Here is a 20,389-nt window from a genome sequence, read left to right as displayed (position 1 = left end):
ACATAAATTAAATTTAAAAGGAGTAAGAAATGAAAAAGTATGTACTCGTCATTGATGAAGGAACCTCCGGTACGCGAGCTTTGATTTTCAATCAAAAACTGCAAATTGTAGCTCAGAGTTATGAAGAATTCACCCAGTACACCCCCAGTGAAGACAAGGTCGAGCATGACGCCGTGGAAATTTACGAAAAAAGCGTGGCTATGTGTCAAAAGGCGATTGGCGAGGCCATGATTTCACCGGAAGAAATTGCCTGCATCGGGATTACCAATCAGCGGGCAACATGTTTGGTATGGGATAAGCTAACCGGTGAACCCTTATACAATGCCATCGTTTGGCAGGATACCCGAACCGCCGCCTTCTGTCAGGAATTAAATGCTGGCGAATGGGGCGAAAAAGCAAGAAAGACCACCGGTTGGACATTGGGACCGGTTTATTCTTCGATGATGCTGAATTGGTACATTAATAATGTGCCTCTGATCAAAGAAAAAATTGCGACTGGCGAAGCCCTCTTTGGTACCATCGATACCTGGCTGATCTGGAAATTAACCGGTGGAAAAAAACATGCCGTCAGTTATTCCAATGCCTCGGTTATGGGCAGCCTTGATTTAAGAACCGGGAAATGGTATGAGGAATTCCTTGCTTTTCTTGGCATTGATACAAAAATATTTCCAGAAATCATTACGGACTCCGGAGATTATGGAGTCGTGCAGAAAGATATTCTGGGTGCAGAAATTCCGATTACCGGTGTGATTGCCGACCAACATGCGGCCTTATTTGCCCAGGGATGCCGAACGGCAGGCACCGGAAAAATCACCAATGGTACGGGCTCATTTTTGGATATCAACGTTGGTACCGAATGCGTCATTTCTGATCAGGGACTGAATACGGTTATTGCCTGGAAACTTGGAAATGTGATGACGTATGCCCTGGAAGGATATGAATCGGTGACTGGTTCTGCCGTTCAATGGTTGAGAGATGGCTTGGAAGTGATTGCCGAGTCCAGTGATACTGAAGCCCTGGCCCGATCCGTAGAAGATACCAATGGGGTGTACTTTGTTCCAGCCCTGGCAGGATTGAGCGCTCCTTATCATGATCCTTTTGCCCGGGGAACGATATTTGGCATCACCCGGGGAACGAAGAAAGCCCATCTGATCCGTGCCACCCTGGAAGGGATCGCCTTTAGACTAAAAGATATTATGGATGTTGTGGCTAATGAAGCGGGCATAAAGATGAAAGCGATACGGATTGACGGCGGAGCCTCAAAAAACAACCTATTGGCGCAAATGATGGCGGATATGATGGATGTTCAGGTAGACCGTCCATTCTCGGTAGAGGCAACCAGTTTAGGTGCGGCAGAAATGGCAGGACTTTATGTTGGGTTATGGAAAGAAGCAGATTTTGATGCAGCCCTGACGATTGAAGCAAGCTTTACCCCGGAAATCGTTGCTGAGAAACGCAACAAAGCATATGATGGATGGCAGGAAGCCATTAAGCGTTCAATGAACTGGAACTACTAGGGGTAATCAAAATAGCATCATGACAGAAGGTTTATGGTTAGTCTTACTGATCGGAACATAATGATTTGATGTTTGTTCCAAAAAAAATAGAGTATTATGAAATCATAGCTCCTGCAAATTCAGATAATTTGCAGGGGCTAATTTTGATTAAGACACCGATTGATAAAAAAGTGGGAGACAAAAATGAAATTATTTTCTGTGAACGATTAACAATCGCAAAGTTCGCTGTGGGTACTTCTAGTAGAATACATATCGGCTATCGCACCAAATAGGGCGTGCGTGCCGGGGCGTTCCAATATTCGAGGTACTGTTCATTCATGCGAGCAAAAAATAACTGAAAGCCTGCTTGTTCCTGAACCGTCAGAACTTCTTCAACCCAATTGGCCACAATCCGGATGCCCTTGGAGCTCAGATATTTGTGCACACATCTGAAAATAATCAACATTTCCATAACGGTGGTGGCTCCGGTTCCATTGACAATAACCATGATCTCTTCACCAGCACATAGGCTTAAATCGTCAATCAGTAAATCTGTCATCAGGATGGCTGTTTCATCGGCAGTTTTCATTTTGTGTCGACCACCGCCGCCTTCGCCATGCTGGCCCATCCCAATTTCCATTTCATCGGTACCGAGGATGGCAAAAGCTGAACCATTTTGGGGATGGGTCGCAGTTTTATTGGCTACCGCGATGGTTGCCATGTTATCGGCAAAATCCTGAGCAATAGCGGTAATCTCATGGAGTGATTTTCCCAGAGCAGCAGCAGCACCAACAATTTTATAAAGTGGGACGCAGCCCACCAGCCCCCGGCGTCTGTCGGCATCACAACGTGGTGCATAGGCCACGTCTTCTCGGGTTACAACCATTGATACCTTCATACCGATTCTGTTTGCCTCTTCCATGGTACGGGTCCCAACCAGCATGTCGGCGGCATGATTTAACACAACTAAAAGAGTCCCCTTGCCCTTGTCTGCAAGTTGGAGCGCCTCGAGGACTGCCTTATGCCCTGGTGCTGCAAAAATATCGCCAACAACAGCAATGTCAATCATTCCTTCACCAACAAATCCCTCCAGTGCTGGCTCATTACCCGATCCTCCCAAGGCGACGATGGTAACCCGGTTAGCGGTTTTTAGGCCCTTGTTGATAACAAGGTTATTTGGTTTTACCTCAAGTAGAAAGGGATTGGCAAGAGCAAGGCCTTCAAGTAATTCGGAAGTGATATTTTCTGGTTTATTAATAAACTTTTTCAGATTCATGACAGAGGTTCCTTTATTAGAGTTTGAATGGTGGTGCCCCAAAACTGATCCTGGGTAAGTATCCAGAACTGGGATAAAATCAGCACGGTATTGGATTGATAAAATATTAGCAAATATTGTTGATTAAAACAATATCGATGTCATGAAAACTAAATCTAATGTCACCAAAATCAAAACTATGGTTTAAATGAACGTAAAAGATTGTAACCCGGACGGTTATAAGATATAATATATTAATTAATTAAGATAAGATTATGGATAGAAAAAGGTGAAAGAATGTTGAAAATTGCGATTTGCGAAGATGAGGAACAACATAAAAAAATTCTGGTAGATTTAATTGGACGGTATCCATTTGAAGCAGAGTATTGTTTGACCACATTTAAGCATGGCTATGAACTTGTTGAAGCCAATCGCACGGGCATAAAATTTGACATTATTTTTCTTGATATGCGGTTGGATAACGAGGATGGAATAGATGTTGCTAATGAAATCAGAAAAACCAATGCAACAGTGCGGATTATTATTACAACCTCATTAATTGAATATGCCATCCAAGGCTATTCGGTTAATGCCAGTGATTTTTTATTAAAGCCACTGCCGGAAGAAAAGGTGTTTCATGTTTTGGAGAAACTTGAGCATGATATCAGGTTGTCAAAGAATAATTATCATGAAATCGAAATAAATAATGAACGCGTATTTATAAAATGTGATGAGATTTTATATTTTGAGAGTCTCGGTCGAAAAATTAAAGTAGCAACCTTCGAGTCCGAATATGAATACTATTATACGATTTCAGCACTGGAAAAAGAATTGGATTCGTTGCGGTTTGTCTTGTGCCACCGATCTTATATTATTCATTTGAAAAATGTCAAGAGCATCAAAACAAAAACTGCAATTTTGAAAAATGGTACGATGATTCCGATTAGTCCCAAACGAAATCAGAAAGTATACGATGCTTTTACCCGGTACATGGCAGGATTAATCGAATGAAAGCTTCATTAATCATTCGGAATATGATGCTCTTTAGTATTCCGTTTATCAGTTTCATTATCGGTTTGAACCTCTACTTTATTGATGTTCATGCTGATAACCGGCATCTGCTGGGGATTGTTTCTCTAGGGGCCCTGGTCTACATCAACGTCGTTATTTTTGTGATCTTAAATGTTCTCGAGCATGAATCGGAAAAGATCAATCAATATAAAAATGCTAATGCCCAATTGGAACTGCAACAGAAGCACTACAAAGAAATGCTCGAAAAGAACCACGAAGTACGGGGATTGTGGCATGATATGAATAATCATCTGATTACGCTGGAGTATTTGATCAAAAACCATGCCAGTGATGAAATTGAAAATTATCTGCGGCAATTTCACGAACTGCTCCAAAATTCTGCAGATCTGAACCGATCAGGAAATCATGTGGTGGATGCACTGCTGAATTATAAGATTAAGGTTGCCGCCGATCATCAGATTAATTTTGTCCACTACATTGCCATTCCAGAAAAACTAAAGATTAACAGCATTGATTTATCCATCATTTTGGGAAATCTCCTCGATAATGCCATTGAGGGGTGTATGCGGGATTGCCGACGGAATCAGGAAAAAATCATTAAGTTTAATATGTATTATAAGCGGGAGAGCTTACTGATTGATATCGAAAACACGGTTGATGAAAAAACGATTCAAAAGTCAGGAAACAATATTGTAAGCAGCAAGCGGAATGACGCAGATCATTATGGATACGGGATTTCTAATGTTAAACAAGTCTTAAAAAGTTACCAAGGAAATATGGTTTATCAAATTCTTGATGACCGCTTTAAATGTACGATTCTGATTCCGCTGGATTAGTGTACTCTGATCACAACCATACAAGCAGTGAAAAATGGTCTTTGTAAAATTGACAAAAGCCAGTGGATGCGATATATTATACAGGCACTTAAAGCATTAGGTTGAGGTGGTTCGTTGAAAGAAAAAGAATTGTCCCGGTTAATCCATGTCGCTCAATTGTACTATGAGCAGAATAAAACCCAGTCGGAGATTGCCAACGAATTGGCGATATCCCGACCTGCGGTTAGCTATCTTCTGAATAAGGCCAGAAAAGCAGGTATTGTAAAAATTGATGTCTTATCCTACTATCGCACAATCAGAGGACTCGGTAACGAGTTGTGTGACCGTTTTAATCTCAAAAGTTGTCACGTGGTCTCACTCCCGGAGGATCTTTATCAGACCGGTGCTGAAGTTTTACTGGAATTCTTACCCAAAGCGAAGCTGTTGGGGCTGGGTTGGGGTTATAATACCAACAAAGTAATTTCTGCTTTACCCCAGCAAAAACGGGGGGGGATCAGCGTTGGAATAATCTGCCCATTAATCGGTGCAATAACAGCACCGCAACAGGGATACCATCCCGATGAACTGGTCAAAGAGCTTGCCGATAAAACCGGCTATCACGGGGAGTATCTTAATTGCCCGGCTATCTCTGCCACGGCAGAGGAACAACTGGAAGTGATGGAGTCGGAAGATTTTAAACAAGTTGAGGATTATTGGAGACGACTTACGACGGCGTTTATAACCCTGGGCAGCTATCCTTCCGTACCGGATCATGGGTCGGCGATGCGGTTTGGAAAAAAACTGATCGATGAAAAAGCGGTGGGCTGCCTGCTTTCATATTTTTTTAATCCCCAGGGGAAACAGATACGGAGTGATGAGGACTATTCGATCCAAATTCCGCTTGATCTGTTGGCCCGAGTACGCGATGTGATTGGATTTGTACCCCAGGAAGCCAACGTTTTTTCAGTAATCAGTGGTTTAAAAACTGGGTATATTAAGCATTTGGTGATCACTGAAGCGTTGGCAAGTGACGTAATCAAACAAATGGATGAACAAAAAAACGTCTAATACAAAAAACGCCGGAGCAATGTGATATGCTCTGGCGTTTTTTTAAAGCATGATATTTTGTTGATTATACTCGGTGAAAGAAAGCGCCTTACCAGCTGCCACCGCCGCCACCGCCGCCACCGCCGCCGGAGAAACCACCGCCGCCGGAGAAGCCGCCACTGCCAAATCCTCCGGATCCGGAGTTGGGCGGAACAATAATATCCGATGTGATTGTGTTCATACTTCGCATTAAACTCGATACGAATAACACTGAAGTAAAATTGTTGCCGTAAGTGGTGCCATAATACCAGTTGGGCTGCTCAATGGCAATCGACTCAAAATTTTTGGCCCATTTGTCGGTTACCCCCAATACATAGGCGTAGGGCAAAATATTGAAAAAATACTGGGGGTTTTCATTGACCAGGGCCAGAATCCGGTCTTTTTCAGCTTTCTCAATAAAGTTTTTAAAGCCAAGTACCTGGCCCAACCATAACCGACCCGTTTCTGTTCGCTGGGTAGCAATAATTTGAAAAAAGGCGGTGCCGAAGGTAGCTCCAAGTGCCAACAGTGCTGGCATAAGTGAATTGTATTCCAAGAGAAAATTAACAACGAGTAACAGGAGCATCGCTACAAACAGGATTATAATTCCCAGGATCAGGCGTCCCACTGTTTTTTTTCGGGCTACACCCTTGCGATTGCGTAGGGCAGAGGTGATAATATTAGCGCCGACAATCGTGGGAGCAGCGGCAAAACAGGCGACAATCCCGATAAAAATCAGACCTTCAAAAAATGAGGTCAGCATGCCAAGTTTATAGGCGCCATTAATGACATAAGCTAAAAGCGGCAGCGTCATAAAAATACTGATGACCGCCAGACCGATTTTTGAAGCTGGAGTAAAGATTTGATGATCAGGGAGATCAAAATAACTTTTAATCTGTTCTTTGGTGGCCACGATGGTGTCGTAAAAACTGGCTGGAACACTGACGGTTGAAAAACTGTCTTTTTGATCAAAAAGATTATTGAACAAGGTATGCTCAAAATCTTCAGCGTTTTCGGGAAGATTTTTAACCTTATGGAAGATGAATTTTTTCTTGTCAACCTGTTCAATGGTCATATAACCCTTATCGGCCCAATACATGAGTAGAGACATAACCTCTGGTTTATCCAGGGCACCATCGACAATAAAACCGATTTGGGAGGGGGTAAAATTCTGTGGCGGATAGAATTCTACGGTTTCCACCGGTTTTTTATCCCGTCCGGTGAAGAGCCAAATCAAGGCACCGCCAAGCAGGGACAGGCCAAAAATAAGATACATAAAGGGGAGAAACTCATCGCCTGTAAAGGCACCGACAAAATATCCGTTTGGCAGATTGATTTTAAGGGTGACTCCTTGATAATTGGAAAGGGGCCGGTTTAAAGTGCCTTCAATGGTGTTTCCGCTGACGGTAAAATCAACAGCATCGGTGATGGTGCTGCCGTAGCCGCCGGAGATAAATTCTACCTGAGTTGGATCAAAGGGCTTTGGCATGATAATTTTGAAATGGGCGTTTTCAATGCTGGTATCCCAATTCTGGGGAATAATGTTAAAGTACACATCATCCATACTGTCAATTTTGTCATCGCCGGGATTCCAGACGTAGGAAATCGGATACGTTTGGGTGCCGCTGACATATTTGTCGCCATCCCCAATTTGAATCACGACATTGCCATTTTCTGTGGAGGTCTCATAATTAAAATTATCCACAGTGACATCAATTAACCGGGCATTGTAGGATGTTTCTACCGGCTGTCCGTTGATCTCCCGATAAAATGTCCCGCTATACGGAATATAGCGATAGATGCCGTGGCGGGGCTCTGTAAAGGTGACCGTGATGTTTTCCTGAACCTGATAGGCATGGTTTTCTAAAACGTTCATGGTGACATCATACTGGTTGATATCAAAATATTCTTGGGCAAAGGTGCTTCCGGGAAAAAGAATTCCTAAAAGAAGAAATCCAAGAAGTGTAAGAATGATCGGTTTGCGTTGCTTTTTCACATGGTTTACCTCCCAAATATTTGTATAGACGGCACCGTAACAGCGCCGTCTATTTTTGTTGTATAAAATAGATATCCCGATGATTCAGAGCTAAATCAGTTAAATTTAACCTGAACGTTTTCCCGTTCGGAAGCAGACCCGACTTCAAAGAAGGGTTGTTTTTTGAAGCCAAAGATACTGGCAACCAAATTACTGGGGAAGGATTCAACCTTGGTGTTCATGGTGCGGACAACGGCATTATAGTATTTTCGTGAGTTGGCAATTTCATCTTCCAGCATTTTTAACTGCTGCTGTAAATCCAGAAAATTGCTGTTTGCCTGCAGTTGGGGATAGGCTTCAGCAACTGCGAAAAGGCTTTTTAAGGAGCCGGATAACGCGTTTTCATTGGCAATTTTTTCATCAATGCTGGTTGAATTCATGGCGGCTGTTCGGGCTGCCGTTACCTTAGTGAAGGTTTCTGATTCATGGGTGGCATAACCTTTAACCGTTTCGACCAGGTTGGGAATCAGATCATATCTCTTTTTAAGATAAACATCCATGGTGGAAAAGGCTTCTTCCACCTGATTTTTAATACTGACAAAGCTATTTCGTGATAAAATAAGCCATAGACCGATGATCACAAAAAGACCGAGAATAATTGGAATAGCAATCATTTTTTATAATCCTCCTTAAACAATTTTACTGGTATTATTATATCACGTCACCATACGGGCCACAATATAATTAAGGGATACTTTTGATTGGGGAGAAAGTCGTTAAATAGTATCCTTCTTTGACGATTTTATCCAGTTTAGAGTAATATTTTGCCTTGTTGGAAGGTAGCTTCTATATTATAATTAATACGAACAAAAATTCTGAATGAATTATAAAAAGTTGACAAGGAGAAACGATGAGTTATTCACATATACTATTCGATCTGGATGGAACCCTGATCGATTCGAAAGAAACAATCCGTTGTTCGTTTGAATATGCCCTGAAAAAAATGAATGTTCCTGATCCGAAAGTCACAAATGTTGATGCATTGATTGGTCCACCGATGCTTAAGACGTTTCAGGATATTTATGGCTTTTCATTGGATGAGGCTAGAAAAGGCTACGAATTTTACTTGGAAGAATATGTAGGTAATGGCCAGATGTACCAGGCCAAGCTTTACCAGGGCGTTAAAGAGACCATTGCCACACTCTGCGAAAAAGGCTGTTTCCTGGCCGTAGCGACAACAAAAAACGAAACCAATGCACGGAAAATCGTTGAGCGTTTGAAGCTTGATATTTCAATTAATCGAGTTTATGGAACATATAATGATGGAACTCGCAGTAACAAGAAAGAAATCATTACGAATCTTTTAGACGACAATGGAGTCAAGGATTTAGCCGATGTAGTGATGGTTGGGGATCGTCACTTTGACATCATTGGTGCCAAAGAAGTAGGAATTGATTCAGTGGGGGTTACTTATGGTTGCGGCAGTGAAGATGAACTACGACAGGCTGGAGCCACCCACCTGGTTAGCAGTATTATCGAACTATTGGAGATAGTAAATATCTAGGAGGAAAACATGGAATCAAAAAATATTAATTTGGAACGGACAGCTTTGATCAAGGGTGATCTCAAATTCACCAATTTTGGCCAGATTATTAAGTCTACCCTGTTCAAAAAATTGGTTAAGACATTTATTGATGAACTGACTGTAAAAAAGTCCTATCTGTTGCAAACACTGGAGCCCTTTAAAAATGGCAAGGGCGAGTTTAATGAAACGGCCTTCATTGATTTTGTTTATCTGTTGAATATTAATGCTCTGGATGAGATTATCCAATCCGGCTATTTTGATATCCAGTTTACCTATGAAGAATATTCCCAGCTGTTTCTGGGATTTCTGGAAGGGTTTTACAACTATTGGCGCAGTATTCAACGTTTTATGATTAAAACCGATGAATACAGTCCGGACGAAAATACCAAACGATCCAAGGCTTATTCCCTAGCCTCCAACAATGATGCCTTCAAAAAAATGGTGTTGGATCTTTATCGCAATATCCACTTCAATGTTACTGGGAAAAGCGTCAGTATTTATCGGCAGCTGCCCAGTGGTGCTCAGGTAGCTTTTCTAACCGACAAATTTGAGTTTGACCGGGGGGTTAAGAGCAAAAATGATTCACTGTACAAGGTACCCTACGTCTGGGAGGCGATATTTGAACCACCGGTGATTTTTTATACGCAGTCCAGCAAGCGTGATGGGATTTTTCCGGTGAAGGATAAACGGATTTTACAAAAATTCTACCTGGATTGCGATGAATGGTTCGCCATCCCCGTAAAGGTCGGCCGTTTACTGTCGATTGTTTATGTTCAAAAAGAATTTTTAGCCCTGGGAGCAGGCCTGTTCAATCTCTTTGAAATGGCTACACCAGAAGAATTTACCAAACAAAAACCAGATGCGGTGGTATTTTTTGGGTTGGACGGAGCGCTTTTTGAGGATGATGAAAAATTGGGCTTTGTCGCCAAAGAAGATGACGTCTATTATGGGCTCTTGCCTGACACCGCTGAGATTGATTACTTTGGTTATATGAAAAAAATGATGCTGACCCTCCATAATATCATTCAAATTGAGAAAAAGGCGATGCCGGTTCATGGTGCCTTTGCCAAGATTCGGGTAGGCGGACGAAAATCGGCCAACATCATGCTGATTGGAGATAGTGGGGCTGGCAAATCAGAAACCCTGGAAGCCATCAACAAACTTCCGAAAGAATTGGCGTGTGACTTTGATATTCTGATCGATGATATGGGCTCCCTTCATTTTAGTAAAGAAGGCGAGCTGATGGCCGTAGGTACCGAAATAGGCGCTTTTGTGCGACTTGATGACCTTCAGCCGGGGTATGCCTACAGTACTATGGACCGCAGTATCTTCATGAATCCCAACATTGTCAATGCCCGGGTTATTGTGCCGCAGATGTCCTATGAAGAAATTTCCAAATCGACCCGAGTAGACTTTGTCTTTTACATTAATAACTACGAAGAAATCAGTGAAACTACTCCACCGATTGAGCTGTTTAATGATTTGGATGAAGCTTATGCAGTCTTTTCTGAGGGCAAGCGGATGGCCAAGGGTACCACTGGAGAAGTGGGGATTACGACAACCTACTTTGCAAACCCCTTTGGCGCGGTGCAGTTAAAAGACGAGCATGAAAAAATTGCCAAGAAAACATTCAAAAAAATGCAGGAAACAGGTGTGAAAATCGGTATGATCCGGACCCAGTTGGGCATTCCTGGCTATGAACAGAATGGACCGTTCCAGGCTGCTCAGGCACTGATTCAGTTTATAGATATGCTAAATAAATCAGAATAATTTAGATGTTTCATTTTTGCCAAATCTGGTATATAATTAGAGTAAGTTTATAATCATTATAAGGGAGGAAAAAATGGGTAAATTACAAGGAACACAGACGTTAGTTAATTTAATGACATCTTTTGCAGGTGAATCTCAGGCAAGAATGCGCTATACGTATTTTGCATCCATCGCCAAAAAAGAAGGTTATGTTCAGATCAGTGAGATCTTCACAGAAACAGCCAACAATGAAAAAGAACATGGTGAGTTGTTCTACAAGCACATTGCGGCCAATGAATACACATTGGGCAATGCGGTTGAAATTCCAGTAAGTGCTACTTTCCCAGTTGCCCTGGGGGATACCAAAAACAATTTATTGCATGCAGCTTCCGGAGAAAACGAAGAATGGAACGAGCTTTATCCGAAATTTGCGGAAATCGCCAAACAGGAAGGCTTTGACGAAATAGCCGAAACCTGGCTTCAGGTTTGTGTCGCTGAAAAGGCCCATGAAACCCGTTATCTGAAACTGGCGGCGAACATTGAGTTAGGCCGTACTTTCAAACGGTTCAGTGATGTCAAATGGAAATGCGGCAACTGTGGTTATATTTATGAAGGTGCTGAAGCACCTGATGAATGTCCAGCCTGCAAACATGCCCAGGCCTATTTTGAATTATTTGTCGAAACCTATTAAAAATATAATTGTAAAAGTAAAAAGAAACGGGGTTTAATCCGTTTCTTTTTGCTTTCTATTAAGAAAGCTTTCGTTATTTTTCAAATGGGAAGTGGTATTGTTTAAGTCCCAATTCGGCTTTAATATCGAGAATGTCTTTAATCAGCGCTTCATTTACCGGGGTGCCTTTGTCTTTGCGATCGAGCCAGGCTTCATACTCCTTTTCACCGGCGGTATAGATTCGTTCCTGACCGGGCATTTTCTCTGAGGCCCGAAGGTCTCTTAAGATGTCGCCGGTGATTTTCTTGAAGGATTCTGGTTCGGTAAAGTTTTCGATGTTAATAGCAATAAAGAAATGGCCAAGATGGTAGGGCTGAGCCTTGCCATTGGCGTCAAAACCAAGTAGGCCTTTTAAGAAAGACCCGCTCTGGAGGGCCGCCGAGAGGATTTCCACGAAGGTGGCATAACCATAACCCTTATAGCCACCGGTGTCTTCGCCGATGCCGCCCAGCGGTGTCAGGGCAGCCTCACCTTTGACTAAATCGATCAGGATCTGTTTAGTATCGGTACGGCTTCGTCCCTGGCGGTCAATGACCCAGCCATCGGGGAGATCCTTGTTTTCCCGGTCATAAACTTCAATTTTACCTCGCTGGGAAACTGAGGTGGCGCAGTCCAGCACAAAGGGGAAGGGCTCATCACTGGGTACCCCGACGGTGATGGGGTTGGTGCCGAGCATGTTTTCGACCCCAAAGGTTGGTGCAATCGACGGACGGGCATTGGTGCCGGTCATCCCGATCATATTGTTTTCGATGGCCATCAGCGGATAGTAACCGGCAAAACCATAATGGGTGGAATTTCGGACGACAGTCATTCCCATGCCGTAGATCTTGGCTTTATCAATCGCCATTTGCATGGCTTTTTTAGCAATGACATGGCCCATGCCATCGTGACCGTCGATGACCGCAGTGGTAAACGTTTCTTTGACGACTTCAAATTCCGTCACCGGATTTTGGATGCCCTGCTTGATTCGGTCGTAGTAGATTGGTTTTAAACGGCCGATGCCGTGGGAATCAATTCCCCGTTTATCGGAGCTAATCAGGATGTCGGCACAGATCTTGGCGTCTTCTTCAGGTACACCAATCCCTTTTAAGGCATCGGTCATGAATGCTTCCAGAATGTCAAAGGGGATGCGGTAGGTGGTTTCGTCTTTCATTAATAATTCTCCTTGTCTAATTCGCTATATATTTATTGGGTGATAACAATTTTGTCAACATAAGATGAAGTGGCAGCGTGAAGCGCCCCGACGTAATCGCAGCGCAGGCTGATGATGTCGCCGACCTGATAGGTGGTTTTGGCATCGCTGACGTCAATCACCAGATGATCGGAACTGGAACCTTCGATGGTCAGTCCCGGCAAAAGGGGAAAGATATGGTCAGTATCGGTGTCCTGGCGACCCAGACCGCAGATGGCTCGACGACGGATTCCTTTATCCTCAAAGGTGGGGATTTCGCCGAAGGCATTGCGCCCGATTTCACCAACGGGATAGGTGGGTTTATCCTGCAACTCAAGGATCTCAACATCCAGAATAAAGGCATCCTGATGGAGATAATCATAGCAGTGATAATAGGCCGACTCCCGTCCAAACAGGATCACATCGCCCAGTCGCAGGTTGTTGATTTCCCCAGGAAGCGTTTCATTGTCGACCAGATAATAGGCGCTGGAATTCCCACCGGAAACAATCTCGCAGGGAAGCTGATAATTTTCTTCAATCCGGGCTTTAACCTTAAAAAAAGCCCCAAAGGTTTGGGGAGTGGGGATGGTGGCACCAACGCAGGTGGCATTGGTGGCAATACCACGGAGTTTGATATTTTTCATAGCGGCAATTTCTTTAATATCCTGATCCAGTTTCGCAAAAGCGGCTGCGATTAAGGCTTCAATTTCTGGTTTAGCGGGATTTCCGTCACCAATAAATAGACCTTCACGCAGATCCCCCAGGTCAAGCATGTAGAGGATGCCATGGATTTTGCCCTGAGCCTGGGCCGCCTGATTTAACAGCCGGATGGTTGTTATTTCGCTGTTTAAAGATAGTGTCGCATAGGCAACGGCATGATTAACCTCACTGGGCATCGGCACCCGGATCAGCCATTTTTCACAGGGTAGTGGGGCCAAATTTTTAAGGTTTTTTATCCGGGAATCACCGATTGTGGTGGCGCCTCCATCCAGAAAAGCCTGGGCAATTTCCAGGTTGCCGCCGGTACATTTAGTGACAGCAGTGACAGCGACCCCTAATTTATTGGTGCGCTGGATAATGGCTTGCGTATTTTCAACTATTTTTTGCTTATTGATTTTAAGTAAGGGATACATAAATGCTCCTTTGCAGTTTTCTGGAGTTTAGTATATCATAAGCGAAAAAAAAGCACAAATGATTGACAGCTGTTCCGCCCTTATTTATAATGAGGGTTGAAGATCATTAGGAGACCGGAAAAAGTTCGTCCCTTTTCGGGGGAGCGGATTTTTTTTTCGCAGCGGCGGATAAAATAAAGGATTTTTTATCTTTTAAAGATGTTTAATAGGCTATTGAACAGGTCGTCAAAAATAATAAAAGCAAAAGCTTACTGTTGTTCTGATTTAAGCAGGGAGATACAGGCAGGCGAGTAAATGGAGGAAATATGTCAACATACGAGCATAAAAGAATAGAAGAGCGCTGGCAGAAGCATTGGGAAGAAAATGAAACCTTCCGGATGGAAGAAAACTCAGATAAGGAAAAATTTTACGGACTGGTTGAATTTCCCTATCCCTCTGGCGTCGGGCTTCACGTCGGTCACGTACGTGCCTACACATCCCTGGAAGTGATTGCCCGAAAACGTCGGATGGAAGGCTTTAACGTCCTCTTTCCGATTGGCTGGGATGCCTTTGGCTTACCGACTGAAAACTATGCCATTCAAACCGGCCGTCATCCCCGGGAAGTGACTGATGAGAATATTGCAGTCTTTACCAATCAGTTAAAACGGATTGGCTATGCCTTTGACTGGGATAAAGAAATTGATACCACTGATCCCAGCTATTATAAATGGACCCAATGGATTTTTTTACAATTGTTTAAACATGGCCTGGCTTTTCGGGATCGAACCTATGTCAATTTCTGCAACGGCTGTAAGGTGGTGCTGGCTAACGAAGACTTCCGGGACGGCAAGTGTGACCGTTGCGGTAGCGAAGTGGTGCAGCTGGAAAAAGACGTTTGGTTCTTAAAAATCAGAAACTATGCCGAAGAACTGCTAAAAGGATTGGATGACGTCGATTATCTGCCGCGGATCCGCCTGGAACAGGAAAACTGGATTGGTAAATCGGTGGGTGCTGAAGTTGACTTTACCATCGCCGGTTATGACAAAGCGCTGCGGGTCTTTACTACCCGGCCGGACACCCTGTTTGGCGCCACCTTTATGGTTATTGCGCCCGAACATCCACTGATTAACGAGCTGTCCGAAGCGATTACCAATATGGATGAGCTGGTTGATTATCAGGAACAGGCTAAACGCAAAACTGAATTTGAACGGGTGCAGTTGGCTAAGGATAAAACTGGGGTGCGGATCCTGGGCATCCAGGCGATCAATCCGGTGACAAATACTGAGATCCCGATTTTTATTGCCGACTATGTCATGATGGGCTACGGTACCGGTGCGATCATGGCTGTGCCTGGCCATGATACAAGAGACTGGGATTTTGCCAGAAAATTTAAGCTGCCAATTATTGAAGTTATCAAAGGTGGCGATGTTACCGAAGCGGCATATACCAATACCGATTCGGGCGAAATGGTTAACTCCGGCTTTTTAAACGGCTTGGAAGTCAAAGAGGCGATCCAAAAAACCATCGACTTCCTGGAAAAGGAAAAATTGGGTAAACGCACCATCAATTATAAAATGAAGGACTGGGCTTTTAACCGACAACGTTATTGGGGTGAACCGATACCGATTGTCCACTGTCCCAAATGCGGAATGGTACCGGTGCCTGAAGATCAGCTGCCGTTGGAATTGCCGATGGTGGAAAGTTATACCCCCACTGATACCGGTAAGTCGCCACTGGCCAATATCCCCGAATGGTATCAAACCACTTGTCCCGAGTGTGGTGGCCCGGCCGAACGGGAAACCGATACCATGCCCCAGTGGGCCGGTTCCAGTTGGTATTTCCTGCGTTATTTTGATAACAAGAACGATGAAGCCTTTGCCTCCCCGGAAAAACTGAAATACTGGATGCCGGTGGACTGGTATAACGGCGGGATGGAACACGTTACAAGACATTTGCTTTACTCACGCTTCTGGCATCAGTTTTTGTTTGACATTGGCTGTGTACCGGTGCGGGAGCCCTATACCAAACGAACCGCTCAAGGGTTGATTCTTGGCAACGATGGTGAAAAAATGTCCAAATCCAAGGGCAACGTGGTCAACCCCAATGTTATCATTGAGGAGTTTGGGGCCGATACCCTGAGAACCTACATTATGTTTATCGGGGATTATGAAAAAGCGGCGCCCTGGTCCGATAATGGTGCAAAAGGCTGTCGCCGCTTTCTTGATCGAGTCTGGAAACTTCAGGAGATTGTGACTGATGAAGCGGGCTATGGTCAGGTGTTGGAAACAGCCATTCATAAAACCATTAAAAAAGTCAGCGATGATTATGAAGAAATGAAATACAATACCGCGATTGCGGCGTTGATGACCCTGCTTAATGAATTCAACCGGGAAGGTTCAATTACCCGCGACGCCTTTAAGACTTTTCTGCAATTGCTCTATCCGGTCGCGCCCCATATCACTTCGGAAATCTGGCAGAATATGGACTTCGGTGGAACTCTTGATGATGCCGTCTGGCCGCAATATGATGAAGCTAAAACGGTCGATGATGTCATTGAAATGGCAGTTCAGATCAATGGCAAGGTGCGGGGAACGATTACCATTCCAGTGGCTGCCGATAAAGACGAAGCCAAAGCGATTGCTCTGGCTCAGGAAAATATCCAGGCGTATACCCAGGGGAAAACGGTTGTCAAAGAGATTTACGTACCCGGAAAAATTTTCAACATCGTGGTAAAATAGCAACGATGAAAGTGATTCATCTCTATACCGATGGGGGTTGCCGGGGTAATGGCAAGGAAGGTGAGAATCTGGGCGCCATTGGCGGGGTGCTGATTTATCCCGAAAAGAATGTGACCAAAGAGTATAAGCAGGCCTATGAAAACACCACCAACAATCAGATGGAGTTGTTGGCGGTGATTGAAGGCCTGAAACTATTAAAGGAGTCCTGTGAGGTACATATTTACAGCGATTCGGCCTATGTCGTCAATGCCTATCTGCAGAACTGGATTGGCAGCTGGAAGGCTAAGAACTGGAGTCGGGGTAAAGCCGGGGCGTTAAAAAACCGGGAAATCTGGATCGAACTGGATCAGTTGGTCAACCGCCACAAGGTCATTTTTCACAAAGTTAAAGGCCATGCTGACAATCCCTACAACAACCGGGCTGATTTGCTGGTAAATCAGGCCATGGATGAGTACCGACTGACGGAATAATGCTAATAATTTAGTTAAAAATAAAGGACTTAAACCAAATCTGGCTTAAGTCCTTTTATTTATGTGATTTTAAGCGTTTATTAAAAAGCCATGAGCAGGCCTTTATCGTTGGAATAGTAGGTGGTTAAGCCGTGCATCGGAAAGATGTAAATTTCTTTGAGATCAAAGCGTTTTTCCAGCAGATCCTTGAGAATTTCAGCCTGACTGAGATTATTGCAATGGGTAATGACCACCGGAAACTGGGGTTGGGTCTTGATTTTTTCTTCAACCATGCTGGCAAGACTGGACAGGGCTTTTTTGATGCCCCGGGCCTTAGTGACCAGCTGAATTTCGCCTTTATCATCAGATCTGAAAATGGGCATGATTGAGAGTGCTGAAGCGACTGCGCCAGCCACTCGATTCATCCGGCCGCTCTTAACCAGATTAGAAAGATCCTGGAGTAAAAACCGTAGATTCAGAGTCTCCAGATAAAGGGATAATTTTTCACTGATGGTGTCAAAATCCATATCGCCGGTTTTGATCAGATCCCGGAGTTTCATCACCATTAAAATCATCACCGGGGAGGTGGCGTGGGTATCGAAGAGGCTGATTTTTAGGGAATCATCTTCTTCAAGAACCATATTTTTAGCAACCCGGGCACTGTTGTAGATGCCGCTTAATCCAGAAGTCATGGTAATCACATAACTTTCCTTATTTTTTCGCAGTTCTGCCGCAAAATCCTCGGGGGAGGGGCATGACGAGGAGGTCGCTGTTTTTTCAGCTTTCATTGCGGCAATCAGTTCTTTGGGATTGAGGGTTTCATCATCGATAAATTCGTGATTGCCAACGATTATTTTTAAAGGAACCAGCGAAAAATCAATCCCGTCCTTTTCCAGAAAATCTTTAGGTAAATCACATGAGCTATCACTGATTATTCGTGGTTTCACATTTAATTCCTCTTTTCAATCATTTATCTTTAGAGATTTATCTTTACGATGCTGATCAGCAGAGCAGCTAAAGTTCACATTCACCTGTCAGTAAACAAGCCAATGGTAAACGAATATGCTTAAAAAGAGCTTTCGTTAGTTTAAATGGATTCTGTCAGATATGGAACGCCATCTGCTAGTGTTAACTGAGTTAGAACGTCCTGGGTGATCAGGTTGGCTGCATGACCATAATAAATTTTGCTCAGACTGTTTTTTATTGAAAAACGTTTAATTTCGTTTTCCTTGAGTGCATCAATGGCAAGGATCAGTTCATTAAAATTATTGGCAACAACTGCGGCCCCCTGTCGTTTAAACCAACAGGCATTTTCGCCTTCCTGACCAGGGGTGGGATTATAAAGAATAACCGGAATTTTTTTGGCTACCACCTCACTCAGGGTGATGCCGCCAGGTTTGGTGACCATCAGATCACCAACAGTATAAAATTCATGGATATCCGGAACAAAACCGAAGATTCGGGTATTTTGCAGGTTTTCCATTTCAAGTTCCCGTTGGAGATGTTGATTTTTGCCGCAGATGACAATGGTCTGGAGATTATTCATCCGATCAGTCCGTTGACAAATTTCCTTGATGTTTTTCAGTACCCCATAGGTTCCAGCAAAAATGATCAGGATTTTTTTATGGGGATCGAGATTATATTTTTTTAGAATGGCCTGACGGTTTTCCCTGGCATAGAAAGCGTCCCGGATGGGAATCCCGGTTTTTAAGATTCTTTCCCGAGGAATGCTCTCGCCGATCAGCGTCTCTTCAACGTTTTCGCAGGCGACATAATAACGATCGGTTTCCTGATGAATCCAGGGTTTAGGAATACAAAAATCAGTGACAACGGTAAAAAGCTTGATATGGGGGTAATTATCTTTTTTTAGAATGGCTGAGATGGTATAGCCATAAGTATTGATAATACAGTCCGGTTTAAATGCGTCAACCATTTTTAATAAGGCTTTGCTGGTAAAATTCCAGAGGTTGTACATCAGTTTATTATGGGCATATTCTTCGACATCGTAATAAACCCGTTCGTAAAAGCTGCTACCAATCGAATAGGAAAGCAGATAGGATTTTTCAATCATCCGGTTGAGCGTGGGATTGGTTTTATCGAACAGATCCTCCACCGAGACAAGATGACCCCGGGCTTCAAAGCTTTCTTTAAGGGTTTGGGCTACCATTTTATGGCCCGACCCGTGGGAGCAGGTTAAGATTAATATTCGTTTAGGTTCTAACATGGTAATCCGTCCTTTCATGAGATTTTTGGCGAAAACCTCCAAATAACGTATACCATTAGTTTAGTCAGAAAGGATTAGATTTCCATTAGAAAACTAGTCATCGACCTCGATCCCTAAAATGCAGATATCATCGGATGGGGGCTGACCCTGTTTGAATTTGGCACAGGCATCAATGATATGGCTGCCCAGAAGGTTGATCGGCAGATCCGGGTTCTGTTTGATAACTGAGATGATCCGGTCCATCGAGAACTCTTCACGCTGGGGATTTTTGGCATCGACGAGGCCGTCGGTAAAGAGCAGCAGTTTATCGTTTCGGGAAAAATTGATGCGCATATCAAAATAGTGCATGGTTTTCATAAATTGCTGCAATCCCAGCATCGGCAGGTTGGGTTTAAGCAGCTCGATCTTGTGATTGGCTTTTAAAAGCACTGCATCGGGGTGTCCAGCGTTGGCAAAATATAAAACATCTTCACTGGGATCCAAGACCAGAGCGATGGCGGTAAAGAAGGTGTTGTCCATTTGCTGGCTGATATCGGACTCAATCTGCTTTAACACCAGGCTGGGAGACTGGTTGATGTGACTGTCTTTCATGGTATAGGAATAGCTCAGTTTGATCATGCTGGTAATCATTGCCGCATCGATACCGTGACCGGTGGCATCAGCGATTAAAAGACTGATCTTGCCATTATCCATAAAATGAAAATCATAGAAATCCCCGCCGACTTTGCGAAAGGGTTTTAAATAACTGTAAAAATGATAGTGATTGGATACAAAAGAGCCAGGGGACGGAATAATCTTCTTTTGTAGGTTTTGCGCAAATTGTAATTGCTTATCAAAAAGTGACACAAGCGATTCATAGTGATCTGAGGTATTCAAACGGTGACCTCCGTAAGGTTCAATTTTTTTTTATTATAGCATATTATTTTGAAATGTTATGCTGATTTCTTTAAAAATGATTGAAATTATTGATAC

17 protein-coding genes are annotated in these 20,389 nt (G+C 43.5%); 9 read left to right on the top strand and 8 right to left on the bottom strand.

All coding sequences use genetic code 11. The features are described from left to right. Positions 1-29: 29 nt before the first annotated feature. Complete coding sequence (locus B3F51_RS09440; RefSeq protein WP_070372052.1) at positions 30-1,517, top strand: FGGY family carbohydrate kinase; 1,488 nt, start codon at positions 30-32, stop codon at positions 1,515-1,517. A gap of 256 nt (positions 1,518-1,773) precedes the next feature. On the opposite strand, the gene B3F51_RS09435 is transcribed toward B3F51_RS09440, so the two are convergent. Further along, on the bottom strand, positions 1,774-2,772 hold the full coding sequence (locus B3F51_RS09435) for a dihydroxyacetone kinase subunit DhaK (RefSeq protein WP_148638304.1): 999 nt from the start codon (positions 2,770-2,772) through the stop codon (positions 1,774-1,776). Between the two features lie 276 nt (positions 2,773-3,048). Between B3F51_RS09435 and B3F51_RS09430 the strand changes: the two genes are divergently transcribed. The 3 genes from B3F51_RS09430 to B3F51_RS09420 all read left to right on the top strand — a co-directional run bounded on the left by B3F51_RS09430 (position 3,049) and on the right by B3F51_RS09420 (position 5,666). Then, entirely contained in the window at positions 3,049-3,762 is a 714-nt protein-coding gene (locus tag B3F51_RS09430; RefSeq protein WP_070372050.1) for a LytR/AlgR family response regulator transcription factor, read from the top strand. Further along, entirely contained in the window at positions 3,759-4,619 is an 861-nt protein-coding gene (locus B3F51_RS09425; RefSeq protein WP_070372049.1) for a sensor histidine kinase, read from the top strand. Before B3F51_RS09430 ends, B3F51_RS09425 begins: the two co-directional genes overlap by 4 nt. A 114-nt stretch (positions 4,620-4,733) precedes the next feature. Continuing rightward, complete coding sequence (locus B3F51_RS09420) at positions 4,734-5,666, top strand: sugar-binding transcriptional regulator (RefSeq protein WP_228879398.1); 933 nt, start codon at positions 4,734-4,736, stop codon at positions 5,664-5,666. Positions 5,667-5,754: 88 nt separating this feature from the next. On the opposite strand, the gene B3F51_RS09415 is transcribed toward B3F51_RS09420, so the two are convergent. Both B3F51_RS09415 and B3F51_RS09410 read right to left on the bottom strand, forming a co-directional pair. Further along, positions 5,755-7,680, bottom strand: coding sequence for a DUF2207 domain-containing protein (locus B3F51_RS09415; RefSeq protein ID WP_148638301.1), 1,926 nt, complete (start codon positions 7,678-7,680; stop codon positions 5,755-5,757). 95 nt (positions 7,681-7,775) lie between these two features. Further along, positions 7,776-8,333 carry a LemA family protein gene (locus tag B3F51_RS09410; RefSeq protein WP_070372046.1) on the bottom strand — a complete coding sequence of 186 codons (558 nt, stop codon included), beginning with the start codon at positions 8,331-8,333 and terminating at the stop codon, positions 7,776-7,778. Positions 8,334-8,569: 236 nt separating this feature from the next. Between B3F51_RS09410 and B3F51_RS09405 the strand changes: the two genes are divergently transcribed. The 3 genes from B3F51_RS09405 to rbr all read left to right on the top strand — a co-directional run bounded on the left by B3F51_RS09405 (position 8,570) and on the right by rbr (position 11,684). Further along, positions 8,570-9,223 carry an HAD hydrolase-like protein gene (locus B3F51_RS09405; protein ID WP_070372045.1) on the top strand — a complete coding sequence of 218 codons (654 nt, stop codon included), beginning with the start codon at positions 8,570-8,572 and terminating at the stop codon, positions 9,221-9,223. Positions 9,224-9,232: 9 nt separating this feature from the next. Then, positions 9,233-11,014, top strand: coding sequence for a hypothetical protein (locus tag B3F51_RS09400; protein WP_286946743.1), 1,782 nt, complete (start codon positions 9,233-9,235; stop codon positions 11,012-11,014). 73 nt (positions 11,015-11,087) lie between these two features. Then, on the top strand, positions 11,088-11,684 hold the full coding sequence (rbr, locus tag B3F51_RS09395; RefSeq protein WP_070372044.1) for a rubrerythrin: 597 nt from the start codon (positions 11,088-11,090) through the stop codon (positions 11,682-11,684). A gap of 73 nt (positions 11,685-11,757) precedes the next feature. Here rbr and B3F51_RS09390 read toward each other — a convergent pair whose 3' ends face one another. Together B3F51_RS09390 and B3F51_RS09385 are read right to left on the bottom strand one after the other, a co-directional pair. Continuing rightward, positions 11,758-12,876: an Ldh family oxidoreductase gene (locus B3F51_RS09390; protein WP_228879391.1), complete on the bottom strand. Its 1,119-nt coding sequence runs from the start codon at positions 12,874-12,876 to the stop codon at positions 11,758-11,760. Between the two features lie 32 nt (positions 12,877-12,908). Beyond that, a complete protein-coding gene (locus B3F51_RS09385; protein WP_070372042.1) occupies positions 12,909-14,027 on the bottom strand; it encodes an alanine/ornithine racemase family PLP-dependent enzyme in 1,119 nt (372 codons plus the stop codon). A 305-nt stretch (positions 14,028-14,332) separates the two neighbouring features. Here B3F51_RS09385 and leuS point away from each other — a divergent pair, with 305 nt between their 5' ends. Both leuS and B3F51_RS09375 read left to right on the top strand, forming a co-directional pair. Continuing rightward, positions 14,333-16,744 carry a leucine--tRNA ligase gene (gene leuS / locus B3F51_RS09380; RefSeq protein ID WP_286946740.1) on the top strand — a complete coding sequence of 804 codons (2,412 nt, stop codon included), beginning with the start codon at positions 14,333-14,335 and terminating at the stop codon, positions 16,742-16,744. Positions 16,745-16,749: 5 nt separating this feature from the next. Beyond that, positions 16,750-17,214, top strand: coding sequence for a ribonuclease H family protein (locus B3F51_RS09375; protein WP_148638296.1), 465 nt, complete (start codon positions 16,750-16,752; stop codon positions 17,212-17,214). Between the two features lie 80 nt (positions 17,215-17,294). Here B3F51_RS09375 and B3F51_RS09370 read toward each other — a convergent pair whose 3' ends face one another. From B3F51_RS09370 to B3F51_RS09360, 3 genes are all read right to left on the bottom strand, one after another. After that, complete coding sequence (locus B3F51_RS09370) at positions 17,295-18,140, bottom strand: DegV family protein (RefSeq protein ID WP_286946738.1); 846 nt, start codon at positions 18,138-18,140, stop codon at positions 17,295-17,297. A 140-nt stretch (positions 18,141-18,280) separates the two neighbouring features. Further along, entirely contained in the window at positions 18,281-19,417 is a 1,137-nt protein-coding gene (locus tag B3F51_RS09365) for an MGDG synthase family glycosyltransferase (RefSeq protein WP_148638294.1), read from the bottom strand. 93 nt (positions 19,418-19,510) lie between these two features. Then, positions 19,511-20,293 (bottom strand): PP2C family protein-serine/threonine phosphatase, encoded by a 783-nt coding sequence (locus B3F51_RS09360; RefSeq protein ID WP_286946736.1) that lies wholly within the window; start codon positions 20,291-20,293, stop codon positions 19,511-19,513. Between the last annotated feature and the right edge of the window lie 96 nt (positions 20,294-20,389).

This window comes from Acetobacterium sp. UBA5834, assembly GCF_002435675.1.
GTDB lineage: Bacteria > Bacillota > Clostridia > Eubacteriales > Eubacteriaceae > Acetobacterium > Acetobacterium wieringae.
Note: the sequence above shows the minus strand (reverse complement) of the source record. Positions and strands in the feature narration are given on the sequence as shown.

Coding starts and splice junctions, on each gene's coding strand:
- B3F51_RS09440 (WP_070372052.1), top strand. CDS start 30: ATGAAAAAGTATGTACTCGTCATTGATGAAGGAACCTCCGGTACGCGA.
- B3F51_RS09435 (WP_148638304.1), bottom strand. CDS start 2,772: ATGAATCTGAAAAAGTTTATTAATAAACCAGAAAATATCACTTCCGAA.
- B3F51_RS09430 (WP_070372050.1), top strand. CDS start 3,049: ATGTTGAAAATTGCGATTTGCGAAGATGAGGAACAACATAAAAAAATT.
- B3F51_RS09425 (WP_070372049.1), top strand. CDS start 3,759: ATGAAAGCTTCATTAATCATTCGGAATATGATGCTCTTTAGTATTCCG.
- B3F51_RS09410 (WP_070372046.1), bottom strand. CDS start 8,333: ATGATTGCTATTCCAATTATTCTCGGTCTTTTTGTGATCATCGGTCTA.
- B3F51_RS09405 (WP_070372045.1), top strand. CDS start 8,570: ATGAGTTATTCACATATACTATTCGATCTGGATGGAACCCTGATCGAT.
- B3F51_RS09400 (WP_286946743.1), top strand. CDS start 9,233: ATGGAATCAAAAAATATTAATTTGGAACGGACAGCTTTGATCAAGGGT.
- rbr (WP_070372044.1), top strand. CDS start 11,088: ATGGGTAAATTACAAGGAACACAGACGTTAGTTAATTTAATGACATCT.
- B3F51_RS09390 (WP_228879391.1), bottom strand. CDS start 12,876: ATGAAAGACGAAACCACCTACCGCATCCCCTTTGACATTCTGGAAGCA.
- B3F51_RS09385 (WP_070372042.1), bottom strand. CDS start 14,027: ATGTATCCCTTACTTAAAATCAATAAGCAAAAAATAGTTGAAAATACG.
- leuS (WP_286946740.1), top strand. CDS start 14,333: ATGTCAACATACGAGCATAAAAGAATAGAAGAGCGCTGGCAGAAGCAT.
- B3F51_RS09375 (WP_148638296.1), top strand. CDS start 16,750: ATGAAAGTGATTCATCTCTATACCGATGGGGGTTGCCGGGGTAATGGC.
- B3F51_RS09365 (WP_148638294.1), bottom strand. CDS start 19,417: ATGTTAGAACCTAAACGAATATTAATCTTAACCTGCTCCCACGGGTCG.